At 39.3% G+C, this 18,101-nt stretch carries 15 protein-coding genes; 9 read left to right on the forward strand and 6 right to left on the reverse strand.

Annotated elements, in window-relative coordinates:
- The first annotated feature begins 163 nt into the window (after positions 1–163).
- Positions 164–1,465 carry a DUF3300 domain-containing protein gene (locus tag ASU03_RS05175; protein WP_057830782.1) on the forward strand — a complete coding sequence of 434 codons (1,302 nt, stop codon included), beginning with the start codon at positions 164–166 and terminating at the stop codon, positions 1,463–1,465.
- 81 nt (positions 1,466–1,546) lie between these two features.
- Here ASU03_RS05175 and ASU03_RS05180 read toward each other — a convergent pair whose 3' ends face one another.
- Complete coding sequence (locus ASU03_RS05180) at positions 1,547–2,458, reverse strand: LysR substrate-binding domain-containing protein (protein ID WP_231731492.1); 912 nt, start codon at positions 2,456–2,458, stop codon at positions 1,547–1,549.
- Between the two features lie 185 nt (positions 2,459–2,643).
- Here ASU03_RS05180 and ASU03_RS05185 point away from each other — a divergent pair, with 185 nt between their 5' ends.
- Together ASU03_RS05185 and ASU03_RS05190 are read left to right on the forward strand one after the other, a co-directional pair.
- Positions 2,644–3,453 (forward strand): isocitrate lyase/PEP mutase family protein, encoded by an 810-nt coding sequence (locus ASU03_RS05185; protein ID WP_057830783.1) that lies wholly within the window; start codon positions 2,644–2,646, stop codon positions 3,451–3,453.
- A 374-nt stretch (positions 3,454–3,827) separates the two neighbouring features.
- Positions 3,828–4,952 (forward strand): DUF3083 family protein, encoded by a 1,125-nt coding sequence (locus ASU03_RS05190; protein ID WP_057830784.1) that lies wholly within the window; start codon positions 3,828–3,830, stop codon positions 4,950–4,952.
- Between the two features lie 309 nt (positions 4,953–5,261).
- Here ASU03_RS05190 and ASU03_RS05195 read toward each other — a convergent pair whose 3' ends face one another.
- Positions 5,262–5,738 (reverse strand): DUF4442 domain-containing protein, encoded by a 477-nt coding sequence (locus ASU03_RS05195; RefSeq protein ID WP_057830785.1) that lies wholly within the window; start codon positions 5,736–5,738, stop codon positions 5,262–5,264.
- 304 nt (positions 5,739–6,042) lie between these two features.
- Here ASU03_RS05195 and ASU03_RS05200 point away from each other — a divergent pair, with 304 nt between their 5' ends.
- Together ASU03_RS05200 and ASU03_RS05205 are read left to right on the forward strand one after the other, a co-directional pair.
- Positions 6,043–6,246 carry a hypothetical protein gene (locus ASU03_RS05200; RefSeq protein ID WP_057830786.1) on the forward strand — a complete coding sequence of 68 codons (204 nt, stop codon included), beginning with the start codon at positions 6,043–6,045 and terminating at the stop codon, positions 6,244–6,246.
- Positions 6,247–6,339: 93 nt separating this feature from the next.
- The gene (locus ASU03_RS05205) at positions 6,340–7,497 is read left to right on the forward strand and encodes a helix-turn-helix domain-containing protein (protein WP_197411198.1); all 1,158 of its coding nucleotides are present in this window, start codon (positions 6,340–6,342) and stop codon (positions 7,495–7,497) included.
- A 178-nt stretch (positions 7,498–7,675) separates the two neighbouring features.
- Here ASU03_RS05205 and ASU03_RS05210 read toward each other — a convergent pair whose 3' ends face one another.
- On the reverse strand, positions 7,676–8,407 hold the full coding sequence (locus ASU03_RS05210; RefSeq protein ID WP_057830788.1) for a hypothetical protein: 732 nt from the start codon (positions 8,405–8,407) through the stop codon (positions 7,676–7,678).
- 181 nt (positions 8,408–8,588) lie between these two features.
- Here ASU03_RS05210 and ASU03_RS05215 point away from each other — a divergent pair, with 181 nt between their 5' ends.
- Positions 8,589–9,218: a DsbA family protein gene (locus ASU03_RS05215; protein ID WP_057830789.1), complete on the forward strand. Its 630-nt coding sequence runs from the start codon at positions 8,589–8,591 to the stop codon at positions 9,216–9,218.
- Between the two features lie 206 nt (positions 9,219–9,424).
- Here ASU03_RS05215 and ASU03_RS05220 read toward each other — a convergent pair whose 3' ends face one another.
- From ASU03_RS05220 to ASU03_RS05230, 3 genes are all read right to left on the reverse strand, one after another.
- Complete coding sequence (locus ASU03_RS05220; RefSeq protein WP_057830790.1) at positions 9,425–10,144, reverse strand: DUF5677 domain-containing protein; 720 nt, start codon at positions 10,142–10,144, stop codon at positions 9,425–9,427.
- 223 nt (positions 10,145–10,367) lie between these two features.
- Entirely contained in the window at positions 10,368–12,629 is a 2,262-nt protein-coding gene (locus ASU03_RS05225; protein ID WP_057830791.1) for a carbohydrate binding family 9 domain-containing protein, read from the reverse strand.
- A 360-nt stretch (positions 12,630–12,989) separates the two neighbouring features.
- On the reverse strand, positions 12,990–14,195 hold the full coding sequence (locus ASU03_RS05230) for a serine hydrolase domain-containing protein (protein WP_057830792.1): 1,206 nt from the start codon (positions 14,193–14,195) through the stop codon (positions 12,990–12,992).
- A gap of 159 nt (positions 14,196–14,354) precedes the next feature.
- On the opposite strand from ASU03_RS05230, the gene ASU03_RS05235 reads away from it, so the two are divergent.
- From ASU03_RS05235 to ASU03_RS05245, 3 genes are all read left to right on the forward strand, one after another.
- Positions 14,355–14,711 carry a DUF2750 domain-containing protein gene (locus ASU03_RS05235; RefSeq protein ID WP_057830793.1) on the forward strand — a complete coding sequence of 119 codons (357 nt, stop codon included), beginning with the start codon at positions 14,355–14,357 and terminating at the stop codon, positions 14,709–14,711.
- Positions 14,712–15,166: 455 nt separating this feature from the next.
- Positions 15,167–15,727, forward strand: coding sequence for a type II secretion system protein (locus tag ASU03_RS05240; RefSeq protein WP_057830794.1), 561 nt, complete (start codon positions 15,167–15,169; stop codon positions 15,725–15,727).
- 646 nt (positions 15,728–16,373) lie between these two features.
- Positions 16,374–18,044, forward strand: coding sequence for a glutamate synthase-related protein (locus ASU03_RS05245; protein ID WP_057830795.1), 1,671 nt, complete (start codon positions 16,374–16,376; stop codon positions 18,042–18,044).
- Positions 18,045–18,101 lie beyond the last annotated feature (57 nt).

An 18,101-nucleotide genomic window follows, 5' to 3' on the forward strand; every position in this document is an offset into this window, starting at 1 on the left:
TACTTTGAGGCAGGTTCTTTGCGGTAAATATTAACTGCCAATTCTTCATCTTAAAGATGGGCAGAGTATTATCAGCTTCCCCCTAATAGTATTTGTTCAGCCTTTGTTCAGCTTCATCAGAGTACTCTAGTTTATATAATTAGTAATGAACAAAGGTGAGCTTATGTATTTTTATCAATCCCCATGGCATAAGGAGTTAAAACACCCAATGATAACATGGCTATTTTTGTTGTCGGCCTTGGTATTATCAACCACCGTTTATTCAACTAAGTCGTTGGCACAGGAACAACAAGAAACCTTGATATCTGCCGCTGAACTTGCACAAATTTTAGCACCTATTGCCTTATACCCAGATACCTTACTGACGCATATTCTTATTGCCTCGACTTATCCTATTGAAGTGATTGCCGCTGAACGTTGGCTCAACAAATATTCGGCTTTAACCGCGGCTCAAATAGAAAAAAAAGCACAACAAAAAGATTGGGATGCCAGTATTAAAGCGCTTTTGGTTTTTCCTCGAGTGATGGCTAAATTGAGTGAAGATCTTAGCTGGATGCAAAAGCTCGGTGATGCCTTTTTACAAGATGAAGCCAGAGTGCTAGCCAGTATTCAAACGTTACGACAACAGGCTGAGCAAGCAGGCAGCTTGGCTAATATGGATAATGTTAAGGTAATAAAAGAACAGCAAGTCATTATCATAGAGCCTGCACAGCCAGAAATTATTTATGTGCCTTATTATGATACTCGCGTGGTTTATGGCCGTTGGCACTGGTCCCATTACCCGCCGGTCTATTGGCATAACCCTCATTATTATTCGGCTCATCGTGGTCATTTTTATTGGGGCACTGGCATCCATATTAGTAGTCATTTTTTCTTTAGCGCCTTTCATTGGCAAAACCACCATGTAGTAGTGAATCACTATAACCGCCATGGTTATCACCCAAGAAAAAAAATAGTGACTAGTCATCATGCCAAGCGTTGGAGTCATCAACCTAAACATAGACGTGGTGTTGCCTACAGCAGTGGCCGAGTAACACAAAAGTATTATGGCGTACGTCCTAGCGTCCATCACAATAAAGTTGTGCGTAGCACTAGAGTTCACAGTAACAAGGTTCACCGTAATAAAGTGGTTCACAGTAGCAATGTTCACCGTAATAAAGTCCACAGTAAGTCGAGAGTGACGCAGACAAAAGTGGTTAACAAAACTGTGCATCAGGCCAGTCATAAGCATTACCGGGCAGATAAACAGCCACATCTTAACCATGCAGCGAATAACCAAACCAAGCAAAAGCACTTTACGCAATCAAAGCAGCATAAGCAGGTGCAAAGACAGTCGGTTTATCAGCATCCAGTGTCAAAACCCTCACCGAAGCAACCGTCAAAGCAAGCAATAAGGCAGTCGAGCAGACAAGCACCCAAACACCTAGTAAGGGGGAATAATCACCATAAAAGCAAGCATAACTAAGGCAAGTATTTATGGAGTAAATTAGCAGGAAATAGTCGTTACTTAGTGCTCATTAATAGCGTTAATATGGGGAGCTAAGATCTAATGGGCAAAGTTCATTTCAGCTGTTATCCAGTGGGTGAAAATTTTTAAGCGCGCTATTTTTGCGGAGTTAGCATCATAAACAAAATAGCGTTTTACCACCTTTGGGTGAGGGATGTTTACTGGCATAACAAGTTGCCCCGACTTTAATTGTTCAATACATAAATACCTGGCTGCCAGAGTAAAACCATGGCCGTTGAGTACCGCATTCAGTGCCATATCAGTGCTGTGCACCTCAGTCCATTGTTGATGGTTTTGATAGCATTGAGTATTACTGTGCTCAAACCAAGATGGCCAATCGTAGCAACCAGGATTATCTAAACTAACCAGCCATGTTTTCAGTAAATCCGCTGGGGTTTTAAAACTCATTGTTTTAGCAAGTTCTGCCGAGCACACCGGATAGACGGGGTCTTCACCAAAATATTCACAGCTAAGCGCCGGGTCGGTTTTTTTCTGTACATTGTTGCCAAAGCGAATGGCAAGATCAATATGCCGTTCTTTAAGATCTTCAAAGTGAGGGGACGACATTACCCTGATTTGTATATCGGGATATTGTGCTAAAAATTTATTAAGCTTTGGCATCAGCCATAAAGCGGTAAAAGCTTGGGTGGAGCTAATGGTCAAGCTGCCGGCTATTTCTTCAGTAGTTATCTCATTGATACTTTTTTCTATTATTTTAAAAGCTTGTTGGCTAGCACCTAGTAAGGTTTTTCCTTGTTGGGTTAAGAGCATGCTTTTACCTTTTCTTAAAAATAACTGTTTGCCTAGGTTATCTTCTAACTGCCGCATTTGTTGACTTACTGCCGCCTGTGAAATACACAGTTCGGCCGCCGCCCTACTATAGCTTTGATGTCGAGCAGCACACTCAAAGCTATGCAGTAAATTAATGTTTTTTAATATTTTTTTAATCATGATTTAAGATTATTGCAGGCAAGGTTATTTTTTAGTTGAGCTTGTATTATAAGTATAACTTATAATACAAGTCGATTTTTATCGTTGGTTGTTAAAGGAAGCAAGCCGCACAATGGCTTTAACAAAGAGCAACGGCCTACTTATAGGGTCTTACTTATAGGCCACTAACCACAGAGATAAAAATAATGAATACCACACCATTTACTTCACTACATCAACAAGCCAGCCCACTACTACTTTGTAATGTTTGGGATGTCGCCAGTGCAAAAACTGCCGAGAAACTAGGGTTTAGTGCTATTGGCACCTCAAGCGCTGCTATTGCCAGTATGCTTGGTTATGCCGATGGTGAGCATATGGCATTTGATGAATTACTATTTATTGTTAAGCGTATTACTGCCTGTTGTGAATTGCCGTTAAGTGTCGATATTGAAGCTGGTTTTAGTGACAATGCGCAAATAACTGCTGGTTATATTAAAGCGCTGGCAAAAGTAGGTGTGGTTGGCATTAATATCGAAGATAGCAAAGTAAGTAAAACTAACGAAGAGCGACTATTAATCAATGAAAATACCTTTGCCACTTATCTTGCTGCGATAACTAGCCAGTTGCTAGAAGATAGTATTAGCATTTTTATTAATGTCAGAACTGATACTTTTTTACTTGGTATAGCGGATGCGGTTAAAGCAACACAAAAGCGCGCCAAGTTATATCAAGTTGCCGGCGCGGATGGGTTATTTGTGCCATGTCTGGTGCAGGCAGAGGCGACTGCAGCCGTAGTCAACAGCACCACCTTGCCGGTTAATGTTATGTGTATGCGTGATCTAGCTGATTTTGCTAGCTTAAAATCACTGGGTGTTAAGCGCATCAGTATGGGCAACTTCCTCTTTGATGCTTTGCAAGATGACTTAGCTACAAGGCTTAGTAATATTGTGCAAAGCAATTCTTTTAAAGCAGTGTTTAAAGCAGTGTTTAAACCAGTATTTCAGCCGGTAATTTAACCTGTATTTAAGTCGTGTCATTAATCCTTATCTGCATTAATGACAGAGCAAAGTAATGGACTAAAAAACTAAGGTAATTATTGTCGTCCATTACTTATAGCATTAGCTTGGCCTGTTTTCTACTTGCTTAGGCAGGTAATAACCGTTTATTAGTGTGCTGCGCTAGTGTCAGCATCAGTCTTTATTGCCATGAACATGGGCACCGCAATGGTATGTAGCCCCTGTGGTGTTTTATATTAAATACAAGTGGCTATATGCCATTTCAAATTTGTCTAATAACAAGAACATATAGTATGAATTATCTATTTTGCCTATGTTATAAATGATAATTCAATTTACCTGACGCAAAATTAACAAAAGGCTGTAAAGGATATATGAGACGAACATCATCAATTTTAAAGAAACATAGATACGGGGAACGTGTATATTTACCTAGTGATGCCCGTGATAATCAGTATATTTTAGCTGAAATACCATTAACCGATAAGCTCATTAATTTAGTGTGTGGTGGTATTGATGAAACGTCAGCTAAGCCCTATCAAAAGTTCTATCAAACTTTATCACACAAAATATTTGAAATAGTTGAAGAGCATGGTCTACCCCATGTGAACTTTGTTGCCAACAATCGTCTTGTTAGAGTACGTTATGGTGGTGAACAGCAAGTATTACATACAGAGCAGCAATCTTTTTTCTTCTACTGCCCCGAACACAATAGTACCTTTAAAGGCTATTTTGATGGCTCAATTCGTGCCAGAAAAATTAAAATATTGTTTTTAGCGACTGGCCAAGAGCTTAGAGTTAATTCAGGTAAGTTCCATAATAAGGTTTACCAAGCGATTAAAGATATTTCAACATCCATTGGTTTGGCTGAAAATGAGATTAAATTGCGTGATCATCAACATTTAACCTTTGATATCTTTGCCAAAGATAAAGGCGGAGCGAATACCCTTAGCCATACCTTTAGAGAAATTGCCGATCGTTATGAAAGTCAGGGCCAGAGTCTTAGCAATGAGCATACCTCGGTTACTTACGTAGTTGCTAGTATCCCAATGGCACGTCGCTTATTAAAAGGTGCGGAAATTGATTATTTGTCTGATGAGCCATTTACCAAGCTTTATCAAAAAATAGAAAGTGCTTTTAATAAGTCGTGCCAGGCCAATAAAATTAACCAAGCTGCATTGCTTGCCAATGGTGTATCGCCATTTGTTCGTTATGATGAAAATGAAGTAGCAAATATTTCTGGTGAGTTAATTTATATCGGTGTCAATCCAAATAACGCTGAGACACGTTTTTGCGTACATTGGGAAGCAGATACGTTAGTTGATACGATCCGCTTGGTATTTTTTGCTGATAAGAGTGATGAAACACACCACAACTATGGCAAGTTTGTTAATCAAGCCATTGCGGCGGTGAGAGCATTTTCTGAAGAAGTGGATTGGAAAAAAGAAAGTGATGATATTATTGTCCGTGTACACCAACATATTATGTTGAATGTGTAAGTAACCTGAACTCTGGATAAGCAGCACTTGCTCAACATTCCACTTTATCTGATTATCAGCGTTAAAGCGTCGATAACATATATCGCGACTGATTTTGTAAATTTTATTCTTAATAATCGTAAGTTGTTGTTTTTACTTAACCATCAAGCACTCATTATCCAGAGTTCAGGTTAAGTATTAATAATACTATTTGCTATAAGTTATTTTTTATTTTAAATCCTGCATTTTAGGCAGGATTTTTTTGTCAGTAATCAAGATGAATTGGCAGGTCAGCTATATATGACAACCGATCTTATCATGCAAGTTCGATCACTTGCCCATGCCCTTTGCTTTTTTCCGACGAATATAAAGTGTACGATTCAACTTAGCCACTATATCGCCTTGTTCGTCTTTTACATAGACGGTAATTTGAGGCAAGTATTTTTCACCATTGGCGGTATTAGCAATAATATTGTCAATGAGTTGTTGATTAATGGAAAAATCTGCAATGACCTTACCTTTACCCGGCTTGATAAAATCAATGTCAGCTGATTTATCCCAGACCACGTATTGATCGCCTAACTGTGCCAGGATCATCAACATACAAAAAGGGTCGGTCATAGCGAATAAAGAGCCACCAAAATGGCTACCAACTGCATTTTTATTCCACGGACGTAGTGTTAATTCTACACGGGCCGTTTTAAAATCCGTTGAGATATGTTTAATGCGAATACCAGCAAAAAACAACGGTGGCCAGGCATTCATAATAAGGCGGAATAGCCACGCTTTTTTAAACAATAAATTCATTGATAGTCACTTAAGTGAAATAAAATTTAATTACATCGAATTGAATAATAACGTTTATATTACTCTCAACTCATTGTACCAGTAGGTTGACAGTAATATAAACGTTATAACTTGTAAAATCCAGTTAGCGCCTTGATGGTTGAACCTTTAGCATACTATCCTTGCTGCAGTTATTGGCGTGTAAGCACAGATTTAACTCGAGGACGGTCATTAGCATTGCTTTAGCTCAAGTTTGGTATGATCACAACTAAAGGCTAGGGCGCTTAAGCAACTCTTACAACATACCAAGCGGTTGGTTATTATCATGATCTTTAGTCGCTTATTTGGCTCAGGCACCTTGTGGAAAGAAGTGATGAATGATGATTATCATCATATTTATAAAACCATTATTCAAGAAGGCCTAGAGCTATTTGGCTATGTGTTTCTATTTATCGGTTCTTTTCATCAACTAAGAGAAGTGCAGAGTAAAGTGGCTAATAAGGCACAAATGAAGTTAATAGCAGTATAATCGTATTTTATCTAGTAAATCAACGGTAAAGTAAGCATTATATGGGGCACAAAGCCAGTTATGCACACTGGCTTATTTACCATAAAAAACCCCATGACCCAAAATACAAAGCCATTAATTCTCACCACCGCGGTTAATCGATTATTAAGAGAAAGTGATGTCCCGGCAACACTCACCATAGAGCAGTGTGCAACAGCATTGGCGATGAGTATGACTTCTTTTCGGCGTAAACTCAGCCAAGAAGAAGCTACCTTTAAACTTATTCAACATAAGTTTTTGAATGAGTTGTGTGTACATGCCTTATTAACTGAAAATGTTAGTATTAGCGCGTTAGTGTTGAAGCTGGGCTATTCTGAGCGAGCCACATTTGAGCGCGCTTTTCGTAATAAATTTGCCATAAGCCCATCGCAGTTTCGTGAGTTATCCCTTGTTGGTAACAACAAAAATAATCAGCAGAACTTAAGTACTATCGCACAAAACATGCCGCCCTTACCCGATAGCTGCCAGCTATTACTAAGTGAAAAAGATAAAGACAGTTTTGATTTGCACCGCGTGATAGCAATCATAGCTAACGATGCTATTTTCACCGGACGTATAATGGGGCTGGCCAGTAAAGCTATATACGGAAAAACTCCTAACAATATTGAAGAAGCGATTAGCCGAAATTTAGGCATAAATACCGTGGTTAATTTAGCCGTTATCTATGCAGTGAAAGATTCCTTAGCAGTACATGTAGAGCAAAGGGTTATTAATCAATGTACTCATGCTTTTTTGACCGCGCCTAAATTGTTTCAATTGCTGCGTAAGTCAGCCGGTATTGGGGTTAAATTTGATATAGCTCTTATTGAACAAGTGCTGGTATTTGCGTTATTAGGCATGTTATTACTGTGCCATAAAGAGGCAGTAAAACACCAACTTATGTTGCATTCACTGCAAGGAATTGATGATTTACATTCATTAAATCATCACCTTTATCAGGTAATGGATATTAGCATTTATGGCGCATCAAGCTTAATGCTCTCTTTATGGCATATCGATGCTAGGGTGATTAAGCAACTGAATCATTTAGATAAAGTGACTAAGCAAGCAACTAAAGCCAGTAGACATGATGAATTATTGTTGTTTATGTTATCTTGTTTATACGCGTTAGCAACGGGGCGTAAGGACTATAGTGAACTGGAACAAAAAGCTGAATTGTTAAACTTAGACGGTTTTACTGAGGTTAAGGCGTTATTATTTCTAGGTAAATAGCTTACCGGCAGTGACGGAATTTTTTGTCTTATTTGTAAAGCAGCTATTAATTAGCAAAAGGGAAACTTCCTCAGCCACTCTTATACCAGAGGGGGGCTGACCGAGAAAGTTATAATGAGCGGGTTTTGATTTTTACCTAGGGCTAACATATTAGTTTTATAGTAAATATTAGCTGGAGCTATTGACTTTTTCTATGCTGACGGCGTACTAATAATGCAAAAGCAAACATTGATAACGCGAACACTGAAGGCTCAGGGATATCGGTTGTTGGGCCGTTATTGACTTGTACTAAAGAAACATTATCAAGTAAACCACCAAGACCATTTTGCTTACCAAAGGCGCCAAAGCTTAAAGCCATTGTTTCTGATTGTGCGGTTAATAAAATCGATTGTACTGTCCAATTTGACTGTTTGTTACGTCTATCGTTGATGGAAAAATCAGCATCCATGTCTAAATCAAAAGCTATTGCAGCGTCATACCAAAAGACATTAATACCGTTGTCGTTTTTCTTATTGGTGCGCGCCTGATAATAAAACGTTAATAAATAGTCTGCGCCTATGGTGAGTGAAGCAAGTGTTTGTGTCATTACTGAATTTGAGGCGCCTCGACGGTGAGCATCAAGTTCAACATGGTTGCTACCATCAATTGATTTAGCAACAATATTTTTTTGTAATTCTATGCCATGACCTGCCGTGGTGACCCAACCTGGTAGGGTGTAAAAAACATCCCAGCCACTATTTTTATCGGCAAAGTCTTGTAAATCTGTTTGATGAACTAGGCCTTTAGCCGTTGAATTATCGGCAAATAGTAACTTTTCAAAACTGCCATTAGTGATCAAGGATGCACTCGCAATTGAGCTAGCAAGCAGCAGAGAAATAGAGTAAATAGTTTTACTAAGAGTTTTTAACATTGAAAATCATGTAAATAGCGTTAAGTTGCCGTTAGTATAGAGCTGCAAGAGCTGGCAACATATGGCTAAAGTGTCCAGTTTTTCCACTAAGTCAAACTCTCGCTGTTTATAATGAGTTTTTTGTCCTTGTTTTATCGCATTTAAGCAGTACCTAATTAATATTTTATCATTAAGGCTCTACATGAGTACCAAGTTATATTATCTCCATGACCCAATGTGTAGCTGGTGTTGGGGCTACCGTCCAGTTTGGGATGAGTTACAGAAAAACTTACCTGCTTCCATTTCGGTGGAATATGTTGCCGGTGGCCTAGCTGCAGATTCAAATGAACCGATGCCAATAGCGCAGCAAGACATGATCCAAAACCATTGGCGCACTATTACCAAGAAACTAGGCACCAGCTTTAATCATGATTTTTGGCGCGATAATATGCCCAGGCGCTCAACCTATAACGCTTGTCGCGCGGCAATTTCTGCCCATAAGCAAGCTTGCCAAAAGCCTATGATAGATGCCATTCAGCAAGGCTATTATTTACGGGCTTTAAACCCTGCTGATCTTGAGGTACTAATTGCTTTGGCAAAAGTGTTAAGCCAGCAACAATCTGTCAACCTAGATATTGCGCAATTTACCCATGATATTAGCTCTGCGGAAACCGATAAAGAATTAGCTAGGCAAGTAAATTTAGCTAGACAGTTAAGCCAGCAGGGTTTTCCTGCCTTAGTGCTTGAAAGCAAGGGCATACGCCAACAAATCTCTGTTGATTACCGTGATTATCGGTCAACGTTGGCAGATATTATGGGCAAGGTGGATTAGCGAGATAATAGTTACCATAGTTGCTAGAGCAAAGATTAATTTCAGCAATAAAAAAGCGATGGTGAACCGGGCTATTTACTGAACTTGGAGCTGATTCCTTCATGAATCAGCTTTTATATTTATAACCTATTGAATTCATAGCCCTAAAAACAAGTGCAATAGCAACTAATCGTACAGTTAGTGCCGTAAATACAAGAACTACCTTACTATTTAAAAGAATCTCGTAGAGAAACATAACTCTCAGTGTCAAAGTTTTTTTCTTCAAGTAGAGATATGAAGCTTTGAATACTCGCTCTAGCCGCTGTCGTTACTAAGAATTTTATATAGGATTCATTGTGGTCTTTAATAGATGAGGCTTGTCCATTATCTGTAAGGTGGTTTTGTTTCAAGGCACTTATATTCCCATGAGTATCCATACACAACCTGCCATATACAGCACGGTAAGCCCCCTCACTTTCTTTGCCATCAATCAAGTCATATTTTTTAAATTTATCATAGATACTTAATGTATTGGCCTGTGAATGCTCACTAATTTTACTTAGCATTTTTTCACAGAACTCTTCATTCAAATGATTAAAGTAAGGACTATTCTTATTACGACTGTATGACTGATAGCGTTTCTTTAGTTCGTTAGCTTCAGACCCAATTATATCATCTAGGTATGATTCATCATCCAGTAAGCAATGAAAATCCAACCATGTTTCAATTATGCTTCTTAAGACTATAGGAGCACTAACAAAACGCCTATTCTCAACTAAAAACATTAATTCATCACATAGTGAGTTTATGCGAACAAAAAGCAAAAGCAAAAACCCGTCACGCTCTGTGGCATTCCAGAATCTATTTTTTCCATTTTGAGAAGTAGAAATAAACCTTTCTTTTTCTTCAGAATATCTATTCCACGCTTGCAAATATTGGCTATTCATTTAACAGTCCTATTGTAAAAGGATTACTGCTAAGTCATTGTATTAAATAAACTAATCGTAAGCAGTGTCATATTGTCGCATTTTTAAGTGCATGATAAATAATCATAAAATAAACTTGTAACCAAAAATGTTAGCTTTTTAGCTCCCAGTTCAGTAAATAGCCCGATGTAGAACATCGCTTTTTTATTGAGTATGACGCTCAATATTTTACTAGGGCAAAAAACTACATTTGCCAAGCATAACTAAACTTAGTAAAGACAGAACGCTCATCTCGGGTCAGTTGAGTTAAGCTATCATCTTGATAGCCGCCATCGGAATAACCAAGAAAGAATAATGTTTGCGGGTTGATTTTATAGGAATAAATCAGCTGGCTGGAGAAAAACCTGTCTTGTGCATCTGGCAGGTCATCAGGGTCTGCCTCGGTATATAAAGCTACATCTCTGCTTATATCGGTATATTGCACTACAAGTTTGAGTTTACTGCGCATACTAAATTGATAACTGAGCCTAATATCAGCTTGATGGGCGGTAAATAATCGGCCATCATCAACATCTAGGTGAGAGTAGTTGTAGTTAATACTGGCATTAATATGTCGATTAACATCCCATTGGGTAAACGCTTCTATGTAAACCACATCGCCTAATTGTGCATTGGCAAAATCAATTTGTGTACCAAATTTGAAAAAGGTGCCAATATTGATATTGGCCACTGGCCTCATTTCAACAAAGGTTTTAAATTGTGTTTCTTTAAAGTATTGCTCTTCATACAATCTTTCTCTGTGCACTAGGCCAAAGTTAGTAAAAAACTGTTTTGTCCCTTGCATGGTGCCATGTATCTCGTACTCTTCTTCGAGTACCTGACCGTCTTGGTCGTAGGTTTTATCCCAATCGCCAAAATAGCCCCATTTCGTTAGGGCATCATTACTTTCACCGTAATAGGTACGGCGACCACCTAAGACTACTCGCTCGATATTACTGCGTGATTGAAAACCTAAATCGGCCCGAAAATCTTCGCTAATATTGGTGTAGCCGGCTTTTAAATTATAATCTCGGGTACCACGAGAATAATTCACCCTAAAAGCTGTGCCTGTTTGCTTTTCACTGACATCAAAGTCTTGCATCACTGCCGCGGTATTTTTAGTATCTGATTGGGCCACTTGGTACTGAATGTTATCATTTTGACTGAGCCAGTAGGTGCCATCAAATGACGCCAATGTGTTGTGATAATTGTCAGATTGCCTGTGAGTCATCAAGACACCGACATTGTTACGCTCACCAACATCCATTTTATAACGTGCTATAGCGATATTAGATTTTTCATCTAAAGTGGCAATATCCGAGCCTTGATTACCAGGCATTAAAAAGGAGGTGTTATTGTCATCGGCTAACATTAAGCCATAACTGTGCTCACCAGTTTTACCAGTTAACTTTAGCCCTACATCAGGATCGGCGATATTACGGGTATGGACAAAATTAAAATTAGTGGTATCAAAGTATGAGGCGCCATCTAAGAAAAAAGGCCTTTTTTCTGGGTAAAATAATGAATAAGTATTGTTAACATCCAGTTGACCGGCATCGGCTTCCACTTGGGAAAAATCAGGGTTTAGCGTCGCATTTAGTACGATATCTTGCGTTAAACCCCAACGAACATCTAAACCAGGCTCTACTTCAATATCACCGTTTTGCCACTCGCCGGGCAAGTCGGGTTTTTCATCTTTTCGTGATAAGGTAAGCGTTGGTGTTAATTGAAAGTTCTTGCCTGGTTTAATGTGCTCAAAACCAATTAGTTGGTGAAACTGGCAGAGGTTACACTCTATATCGCGATCAAACATATTGGTGGCCATTTTAATTTTGACATCACGGGGGTAATTTCGCAAACCGGTAATATTCCATACCAGTTTTTCATCCGAATCAGGGAAACGTAGCGCACTAAAAGGAATACTCATTTCAACCACATAACCAAAGTCAGTAATTTGTCCGGCACTTTCCCATATAGCATCCCACGAACTATCCTCGTGCCAACCATCAGTATCGTCCATACGAACATCGGCTTGTGCCCCTAAGGGGTTGACAAAAAACTCATAACCGCTGCGTTCATCGTTAAAGGTATCGATAATGATGGCGACGCTGTCATCAGCCCATAAACTATCCCGGTCTCGCAAGGATGCTCTAATATTTTCAGGATTGGGATCATAGGCGATAAAGGCAACGTTAAAAGAGCTGCCGTTTTCATAGAAGAACACCTCAGTTTTTACTGGCGAGGGCGTACCATCACCAGGACTCTTTTCATATTTCAATTCCATTTTTGTCGCCGTCTGCCACACGGCTTCGTCCATACGGCCATCAACCTTGATAACCGCTTTATTGTGGGTTAATTGATAACGTATTCTCTCTCCTTGCTTGGCAGCAAGATTTAAGGGCAGAGTGGCAATAACAAGAAGTAATAGCGTGATAGTCAATTTTTGGCTGTTTTTTATCAAGGACATAGAGAAATATTAAATATTTATAAGTTGTTTTTATTAGGGGTATTGTCGCTTGAAAGTTGGAAATGGTTTGTTACTAGATGTAACAAAAAGTAACTGACTGGTTTGTTTTAGGGGTAGTGTTGCTGTATATACAACAAGGCTACGACTTGTCTCGTAGTCTCATCACTTTATTTTATTTCTTAGCACTAACAAAATGTCATAAATATTGACGATTTTTACTCATTTTTGCGGTAAATATTAACAAAACAGTAACTGTTTTAACTCTTTAAGCTGAACTTTGCCTAACGGGCGTTATTGAGCAAAGGCTGTTTATCCAGAGTTTTGGGCCATTTAGTTTAATCTTTACCGCTCTCAGGTTATTTAAAGTGTACTCTTAGTGCGCTTTGTTAACGGTCGGCTAGACAAGCTTGCTACTTGGGACCAAAACTGGCTTGATATTTTACTGATGGCGTTTGATTCCGCGTTAATGAGTATGGCAAAACCTAGGTCTAAATCAGGTGAGTAGCCTATTTCAGCACGAAAACCTGCCACCCAACCGGAATGATAAATGATTTTTCGGCCTTTAAATTGGTAAATTCGCCAGCCATAACCGTAATGTGCATCGGTTAAATACTCACGCCAATAGCGCCGACGTAAATCTTTTTTCGTTCTGATCCTCGGTGTGGTTATTTCTGTTAACAGCGCGGGTGATAATACCTCAGGCTTATGGCCTAAATTGGCGATTAACCATTTAGCTAAGTCAGTAATACTGGCATTAATACCGGCGGCAGGCGCAACTTTATAATAATCAGGGGTAACTTTTACCGTACGCCAGATATATTCTTTAATCTCGCGACCTTGTTGGTCTTTTTTACCTGTTTTGACCCGTTTTCGAAGGATATGGGGCTTGGCCGTATTTATCTGCTTTTTATAAACATCGATACCCACTGAGGCGTGCGTCATATTGAGCGGGGAAAATACGCGTTCTTGTAATAAGCTGGCATAGTCTTTATCTTGGCTAGCTTCAATCGCCCCTTGCAACATACTGTAGGCTATATTTTGGTAGCCATAACATTTTTCTGGCGGACAAATCGGCGTAATACGTTCAAATCGACCGATAATTTTTTCCATGTCCCAGTTTTCATGGAGGAGATTATCAAAGGAATTTGGCATCAAACCCGTTGAATGACTTAACAGATGTTTGAGTTGTATTTTTTGTGCTGCGCCATCAGTGGCTAAAACAAAGTTTGGTACATATTTGGTAATAGGATCTGACAGGCTTAATTTATGCTCTTGCGCCAGCATGGTAGTTAGTGTGGCGGCAAAGGTTTTAGATACCGACGCTAAACGAAAAACAGTATTATTATCAATTTGATGGGACTTGGTTTTATCGGTATAACCAAAGTTTTCTAGGGCAACAATGTTATTGTTTTGTACTATGGCATAAGCGCCACCAGGAATACTATATTGCTTTAGTTGCTTACTTACTTGCAGTGAAAACTCATTATTGAACTGACTAATATTAATAGCTGATGAGGATAAAGAAAAAAATATTACTAGTAAAGCGCAGCTCATTCGAAAAAACATAGATGGCTCTCAATGTTAAAATGGCGCCAATTCTAGCCATTTAGCCGCCAAATAAAAAGGCTTTAATTTTACTGCCACTTGAGCGTTACGACAAAAGCATGATCAATGCTAGCAACTTCGCTATAATCAGCGCATTCAATTAATGAGAAGCAATGACCTATGAGCAATAATATACTGACCACCTTTTTGGCTGAAACAAAACCGACACAAGTGCTTTGGGCACTACAAGATAAAGCCAGTGAAGATTGGGTAGTCCTTGATTCGCCTAGCTTTGAAAACACCGAGGTGATGCCACTTTGGTCAAGTGCCAATTTAGCTCAGCAGCACTGTATTGATGAGTGGAGTAACTATGTTCCTTGTGAAATTTCCCTAGCAGATTGGTTTGAATTTTGGCTAGAAGACTTAAATGAAGATGGTGTTATTGTTGGTATTAACTGGCAAGGTGATGAGGAATATTTGGAAATGGAATTAAGCGATTTTACTCAAGCGCTGGCTGAAATAGAGTCGTTAAAATAAATAGCCCATGCAAGTAAAGTGAGTAAACTGGCTGTTTTTAAACTTTATCTACTCAATAGTTTTACCACCACAGCTACTGGTGCTTGGTAAAACTCTTTGGTATATTCTTGTGCGTTCAAATAGGATTTTATTTGTTTAGTCATTTTACCCGTATTACTACATTATAATGAAAAAACCACGTCTCATCACATAGACATGACATAAGAAAACAGGGTCAGTATTTGTTGAAAATATCGTCTTTTCAGTGTTATTCATCGGTTAGATAGTCCACTTATCTTGAGCATAGGTCGTTGTTTGCTTTCACTAGTATACCGCAATCTATTTGGGAAAATCATTTATCCATTATAGTTTAAGGGGGTAACACTTATTTAACTTTTAAGTGTTACATTCTTCAACTATTAATTATATTGCATGCAGTATACAATACCTAGGTTGTAATTTTTAGGTATGCAAACATGAGAGCAAAAGGATTCACTTTAATTGAGTTAGTCACTGTCATTGTCATTCTTGGCATTTTGTCTGTTACTGCTTTACCCCGTTTTATCAATCTAACTCAAGATGCTCACGATAGCGTTGCTCATGCTACCTTTGCTTCTTTTGAAAGTGCGGTGGATTTATACCACAGTTGCTGGTTAGTCAAATCAGCAGCAGGTCATGTTAAAGATCTAAAGTGCTTTGGCGCTGGCGATATAGACTCCACTGTTACGGGCTTTCCTTTAGGACAAGATACCGAACTTTATGGTGATAACGGTCAACAGTTAACGGGAGGTTTTTGTGCTGAGCTTTGGCAGGGATTACTCGAGCAAGACTTTAACATTGCTATGCATGCCGATAGTGCTTTTGGCGGCGAAAACGATATAGTTTATTGGTATTTTGGTGGCGCAATATCAGACCCTGATACCCATTGTTATTTCAATTATATCTCCGATAATCCCGCAAAAGGCCAAGAAAATTGGCAAATGCGTTATTACCCTGGTACCGGTAAAGTCAGTATAGTCAGAGCAACATTAAGTTAATTGTCACTAAACCACATTAAAGTCCCTTTATACCCGTTACCATTCAATATGCATGTTTCAGAGTGCTTGAGTAATTTCAATTCAAGGCGCTGTGATGAAATAATGGTTGTTCAGGAGAATATGCGTCCTGCATTCTCTAATAAGCTAGCATCCATGCAGCGTCTTATGAGTTACAGCAACGATGAAGTGATGTTGCTCAAACGCTTCTTCGATGGGTTTAAAATGACTTTATACCGCGTTAAATAATTAAACCATAGAGTGACTATGCTTACATTTTTTTCCTTGCCTAAAGCCCTTTTAATTCCCACTGAAATCGAGCACTTTGAATGGTGACGGGTATATATTTAGGTAGTAAGCCATTGCTAGCTAATTGGCCAATGGATAAAGCTATTTTTCCTGAAAAAAATACAGGGCTAACCGTCGTTACCGCTTAGCATTTCGGGCTGGTATTGTTAACTAGTTTGTCAGTGATGACATTGATGGATTTGAGCACTTTACTGTAATGACTGTGTTTAAAGCTATTTGTGTCTATATTTAGCTATATACCTAGATATTTATCTTATTATATAAACTAAGTCATGTTGATGTTTGCCTAGTTTATTGATCTAAGTTAACACTTTAAACGCTAATAAGTGAGGGCTATCAGATGGCTAAAGCAATAATTGCTGATATTAAACCCATTAAAGTCAATTTGCATAAAGAGCAAGAATACTACTTTTGTACTTGTGGTCGTTCACAAAGCCAGCCTTTTTGTGATGGCTCACATAAAGGTAGTGGGCTTAAATCACAGCGTTTTGTTGCCGAGGAAAGTGGCGATGCTTATTTATGTCGCTGTAAGCAAACCGGCAATGCACCTTATTGTGATGGCAGTCATAATAAATTAGGTAAAGAGCACATTGGTAAAGAAGGCGCCGCTGGCAAAACAGCTGTAGTCGCACAGCCGATAGATATTTTACCTTCAACTACTACACCTTTAAGTACAACACCTTCAAGCACTACACCTTTAAGTCATAATCCCGCTAGTCAAATGCCAGTTGCCAGTCCAACCAAAGAAGAGCCAACCGTTGAGTTTATCCATCAACTCGCTAAAGAGGGGCTAGCAGGCGTTGGCCAGCATGGCCCGATGACCTCCATGGGTGTACCCAGACATCAATTACCACATTGGGATGATTTACAAATAATGGTGGCGCAAATGGCGCGTAAACCACTCATGGAAGATGCCACCGTTGCCACTGAACTTATTATTGGTCCACAGGCTAAAAAACCCTTGCAGTTAAAGATCCCCTTGTTTGTTTCAGATATGAGTTTTGGCGCCTTATCCGAAGAAGCTAAAATTTCTTTAGCAAAGGGCGCACAGCTTTCGGGGACTGGTATCTGCTCGGGAGAAGGTGGCATGTTGCCGGAAGAGCAGGCCGCTAATGCTCGTTATTTTTATGAGCTGGCCAGTGCCAAATTTGGTTACGATGAAAAGCTATTAAAAAATGTGCAAGCTTTTCATTTTAAGGGTGGTCAAGCAGCAAAAACAGGTACCGGCGGGCATTTACCGGCCAGTAAAAATGTGGGTAAAATTTCACAAGTAAGAGGCATAACACCGGGGCAAGCGGTTATATCGCCACCCACATTTAAAGACTTGGTTAGTGTCAACGATTTTAAAGGCTTTGCCGATCATGTTAGAGAGATTACTGGCGGTATTCCTATTGGCTTTAAACTTAGTGCTAATCATATTGAGCAAGATATACAATTCGCCTTGGATGCCAGCGCAGATTACCTTATTTTAGATGGTCGCGGTGGTGGTACTGGCTCTGCCCCCGAGATGTTTAGAGACCATATCAGTGTGCCAACTATTCCAGCGCTTGCTCGAGCGAGACGTTATCTTGACAAAGTTGGCGCTAGTGGTCGAGTAACACTTATTATAACCGGAGGACTACGGGTGCCTATGGATTTTGTTAAAGCACTCGCTCTGGGGGCCGATGGTATCGCAATAGCCAACAGTGCTATGCAATCTATTGGCTGTGTTGCCGCGCGGATTTGTCATACCAATAATTGTCCAGCGGGTATTGCCACGCAAAATGCCGATTTACGTCAACGACTCAATATTGAAAAAGCATCGCAACAATTGAGTAATTTCTTTGATGCCTCTACACAGTTGATGCAGGTGATGGCACGTGCCTGTGGTCATCATGATTTAAAGCAATTTAACTTAAATGACTTGTCGACTTGGCACCGTGACATGGCGTTACTTAGCGGGGTGGATTTTTCCGGCGTTCTTGCTCCTGTGGATACTGCTCAAGGGGAACTTTCCCTGAGAGGAAGGTAAAAGTCACCGGCTAAAAGTAATATACTTGTTATAGCCATACGTTAACTTCTAGGCTTT

The sequence above is a fragment of the Colwellia sp. TT2012 genome (genome assembly GCF_001440345.1).
Lineage (GTDB): Bacteria > Pseudomonadota > Gammaproteobacteria > Enterobacterales > Alteromonadaceae > Colwellia.